Here is a 4,543-nt window from a genome sequence, read left to right on the forward strand (position 1 = left end):
GCTCCACGCTTCCTCCCCACGGTCGGTCGCCCTTCCGCAGTTGCGCTTCACTTCGCTCGCTGTGGTCAACTTGCCGCGCGACTTGCACCCGCAAGAGTGCGCCCATGCTGGGCGCACAAAAAGGCCCGCAGATGCGGGCTTTTTTATCGCTCCGACGAATCGCCCTTCACCGCGATGCCGTAACGTTTGATCTTCTCGTAGAGCGTCGCCTTGCCGACCTGCAGGCGATCCGCCGCCACCGCGACCGCGCCGCCGCACTGCTCCAGCGTCTCCGCGATCACCGCGCGCTCGAACTGCTCGGTGCGTTCCTTCAGCGGCTGCGCCGATGTATCCAGCGCGGCAGCGGCGGCGGCATCGTCGAGAATGCCGAGCACCATGCGATCCGCCGCGTTGCGCAGTTCGCGCACGTTGCCGGGCCAGTCGCGCTGCATCAGTTCCGCGCGCTGGCGATCAGTGATCATCGGCGCGGGGCGCTCGTAGCGCACGGCGACATCGAGCAGAAAGTGTTCGAACAGCGGCACGATATCCTCGCGGCGCTCGTTCAGCGGCGGCAGCGTGATCGTCACCACGTTCAGCCGATACAGCAAATCGCGCCGAAACGTGCCATCGGCGACGTGTTCGTTCATATCGCCCTTCGCCGCCGCGATCACGCGCAGATTCGCCCGCACCGGCTGATTCGAGCCAAGGCGTTCCAACACGCCGTCCTGCAGCACGCGCAGCAGCTTCACTTGCAGCGACAGCGGCATGCTTTCGATTTCATCGAGAAACAGCGTGCCGCCCGACGCCGCTTCCAGCCTGCCGACGCGCCGTTTCTGCGCGCCCGTGAACGCGCCCGCCTCGTAGCCGAACATCTCCGATTCGAACATCTGCTCCGGCAGCGCGCCGCAATTCACCGCGACGAACGGCTTCTCGCGACGCGGCGACATCTCGTGCAGACTGCGCGCGATCAGTTCCTTGCCCGCGCCCGTATCGCCGTTGATCAGCACGGACGCATCCGTCGGCGCGACGTTCGCGATCAGCCGCCGCACCTGCTCGATCGCCGGACTGCGCCCGATGATGCGGCTTTGCCCCGCGCCCGCCAGTTCGCGGCGCAGCGCCTGATTTTCGAGAATCAGCGTGCGGCGTTCCAGCGCGCGCCGCACCGTTTCGATCAATCGCTCGGAGGCGAACGGCTTTTCGATGAAGTCGTACGCGCCGTCGCGCATCGCCTGAACGGCCATCGAGATATCGCCGTGGCCGGTGACGAGAATCACGGGCACATCGGGCGCGCGCTCGCGGCACTGTGCGAGCAGATCGAGACCGCTCGCGCCGGGCAAGCGGATGTCGCTGACGACCACGCCGGGGAAATTCGCATCGACGGCGCTCGCGGCCGATTCGACGCTGCCGTGGCCCGTCACGTCGAAGCCCGCGAGTTGCAGACTCTGCACGCTCGCGCGGCGCACGAGTTCGTCGTCTTCGATGAAGATCACCTGCAAACCGGTGGTCATGTCTTGCCTCAAATCGGTGTTTAAACGCGTCACGCGCGACGCAGCGTCAGCACGAATTCCGCGCCGTGCGATTGATCCGCGTCGTGCTGCGTGCCGCCTTCCGGACCGTCCGCGACGATCGGCGCCTCGCGATTGCGCGCGGCGAGCGAGCCGCCGTAATCCCGCGCGATCGCCGATGAAATCGCCAGCCCGAGGCCGAGTCCCTGCCCCATTTCCTTCGTCGTGAAAAACGGCTCGAAGAGACGCGGCAGCGCGTCGGCGGGAATGCCGGGACCATTGTCGCGCACGACGATCTCGATGGTATCGGCGCGCGGCTCCAGTTCGACGACGATGCGCGGCCGGTCGCACGACGCGACGGCATCGAGCGCATTGCCGATCAGGTTGATGAAGACCTGCTCCAGACGCAAGTCCTCGCAGCGCACGAAGACCGGCGCGGCATCGTCGGCGAGTTCGGGCGCGAGATCGAACGCTACGTTCTTCATGCGCGGACGCAGCATCGACAGCACATTGCGCAACGCGCGCGACGTCGGCCCGCGCGCTCTTCGGCCGCGCCTTGGTGACGAACAGCTTGAGCTGATTCGTGATGTTGCCCATGCGCTCGGTCAGCGACGCGATCGCCTCCAGATTCTCGCGCGCCGACGCGTGATCGCCGCGATCGATCAGCACGCGCGTGTTGTCGGAAAAGCTGCGCAGCGCGGCGAGCGGCTGATTCAGTTCATGCGTGATGCCCGCCGCCATTTGCCCGAGCGCGGCGAGTTTGCTTGCCTGAATGAGTTCGTCATGCGCGGCGCGCAAATCCTGCTCGGCGCGCGTGCGTTCGTTCACTTCCTTCGTCAGTTGCGCGTTGGCATCCGACAAATCCGCCGTGCGCTCCGCGACGCGCTAATTCAGTTCGGCATACGCCGTTTGCAGCATCTCGCGACTGCGCAGCATTTCGCGCACGCGCGCGCGCCGCATGCGCCAGTAGAACGCCAGCAGACACAGCGAGACGAACACCAGCGCCGTCACGATGACCGCATTCTGCGCGGCGCTTTCGACGGGATCGAGCGGCGCCATCGTGATCAGTTGCCAATCCGGCTCGCCGATGGATCGGCGCGTCGCGAGATAGCTCGGCGCATCGCGGCCGCCGCCGACGCGCACGATCTGCGCGCCGCCCTCCAGCGTCTTCACAATGGTCATCGGCAGCGGCGTGATCGGCTGCTGCGCGTACTGGCGCGTCTCGTAGACCGACGCCTCGATGTTCTGCGGCAGCGGCCGCACCGTGTGATATTTCCACGCCGGCACCGACGACAAGAAGATCACGCCATGATCGTCGGTGACGATGAGCGGTTCGGACGCATCGGCGGCTTGCAGCCATTCGAGATTCAGCTTCACGACCGCGACGCCGATGTTCTCCTTCGTGCCTTCCTTATAAACCGGCTGCGAGATGTAATACCCCGGTTCGATCGAAATCGTGCCGATGCCGAAGAAGCGCCCGACGCCGCCTTTCTCCGCATCGATGAAATACGGCCGGAAGCTGTAGTCCACGCCTATGAAACTATCGCCGCCATTCCAGTTGCTCGCGGCCACGCAGGTGCCGTTCGCGCGCACCAGATACGTGACGGTCGCGTGCGCGCGCGTGTTGAGGTCTTCGAGATAGCGATTGGCGCGCTCGACGTTGGCCGTATCGGGATGATCGAGCACGTCCTGCACGACCAGATGCCGCGACAGCAGATACGGCAGATATTCGTAGCGGTCGAGCGTGCTCTTGAGCGTGTTGGTCGTGCGATCGACGCGCGAGGCCGCATTGCGCCGCAACTCGTCGATCCCGCGCTGCCACGCGACCTGCCACGTCAGCGCGCAGCACGCCACCAGCGCGGCGAACAACGCGAAAAACACGAGGATGCGGCGCGACACGTGAGCAGATTCCCGCGAATGAGGATCTGTCATTGTGGCATAGGCATTCGGCGTATCCGCCGTAATCGGCGTAGCCGGCGCCGAATGCAAAAGCGGCGAAGCGCTCGTGGACTGAGGCTTCGCCGCTTGCATGATCGTGCCCGGTCGAGACGAATGAAAGACTTAAACCGTCTTCGCTTCTTTGCGATCCGTCACGTCGACGCCGTGAGTCAGGACCTGCTTGAGCTTCTCGCGGTCCAGTTCCTTTTCCCACGCCGACACGACGACCGTCGCCACGCCGTTACCGACGATATTCGTCAGCGCGCGGCATTCCGACATGAAGCGGTCGATACCAAGAATCAGCACCATGCCCGCGAGCGGAATCGTCGGCACGACGGCCAGCGTGATGAAGCCCGCGCCCGTCACGCCGGATGCGCCCTTCGACGTCAGCATCGTCACCGCGAGCAGCGTCAATTGCTGGCCCCACGAGAGATCGGTGTTGGTCGCCTGCGCGATGAACAGCACGGCCATCGTCATGTAGATGTTGGTGCCGTCGAGGTTGAACGAGTAACCGGTCGGCACGACCAGACCGACGACCGAGCGCGAGCAGCCGAGCTTTTCGAGCTTGAGCATCAGCTGCGGCAGCGCCGCTTCCGACGACGACGTACCGAGCACGATCAGCATCTCTTCCTGCTGTCGCGTCACGGACACACGGCGACGCTGACCGAAGCGTGTCTCGCGTTGTTGCCGCGCGCGACGGATGGTGCGCGAGGCATCGCTGCTGCACGGCGACGCGGACCGCGACGGTCTGAGCGACCGCCTCAAGATCGGCGCGATTTCCACCGCGCTGACCGGCATGCTGCCCGCCGCGCTGCGCGAATTGACGCAGCGCGCGCCGCGTGCGCGACTGGTCATCGTGCCGGGGACGTCGCAGAGCCTGTTCCAGTCCTTGCAGGCCGGCGATCTCGATGCGGCCATCGTCGTTTCGCCGCCATTTGCGTTGCCGAAGACGATGCGCGCGGTCCTGCTGCGCGCCGAGCCGCTGTTGCTGCTGGCCGATCGGGATAGGGGCAGGCCTCGCGGCCCGACCCCTCCCACACCACCGTGCGTACGGGTCCGTACACGGCGGTTCGGATCAGTTGATCGGCGCTGGACCGACCGACGGCAGGCCCAGCGAACGG

Annotated in this window: 2 protein-coding genes and 2 pseudogenes; 1 reads left to right on the plus strand and 3 read right to left on the minus strand. The window is 65.5% G+C overall.

The genetic code is table 11. The annotated features are described in order from the left end of the window. Positions 1 to 143: 143 nt before the first annotated feature. The 3 genes and pseudogenes from BVER_RS27830 to BVER_RS27840 all read right to left on the minus strand — a co-directional run. Complete coding sequence (locus BVER_RS27830; protein ID WP_050456004.1) at positions 144 to 1,487, minus strand: sigma-54-dependent transcriptional regulator; 1,344 nt, start codon at positions 1,485 to 1,487, stop codon at positions 144 to 146. Between the two features lie 29 nt (positions 1,488 to 1,516). Continuing rightward, a pseudogene (locus tag BVER_RS27835) lies at positions 1,517 to 3,515 on the minus strand (sensor histidine kinase). Positions 3,516 to 3,545: 30 nt separating this feature from the next. Then, a pseudogene (locus BVER_RS27840) lies at positions 3,546 to 4,055 on the minus strand (cation:dicarboxylate symporter family transporter); the annotation flags it as partial. Between the two features lie 67 nt (positions 4,056 to 4,122). Here BVER_RS27840 and BVER_RS30885 point away from each other — a divergent pair. Then, positions 4,123 to 4,543 (plus strand): LysR substrate-binding domain-containing protein (locus BVER_RS30885; protein WP_232316879.1); only part of this gene is annotated, 421 nt, incomplete at its 3' end.

The organism is Candidatus Burkholderia verschuerenii (assembly GCF_001189365.1).
GTDB classification, from domain to species: Bacteria; Pseudomonadota; Gammaproteobacteria; order Burkholderiales; family Burkholderiaceae; genus Caballeronia; species Caballeronia verschuerenii.

Coding starts and splice junctions, on each gene's coding strand:
- BVER_RS27830 (WP_050456004.1), bottom strand. CDS start 1,487: ATGACCACCGGTTTGCAGGTGATCTTCATCGAAGACGACGAACTCGTG.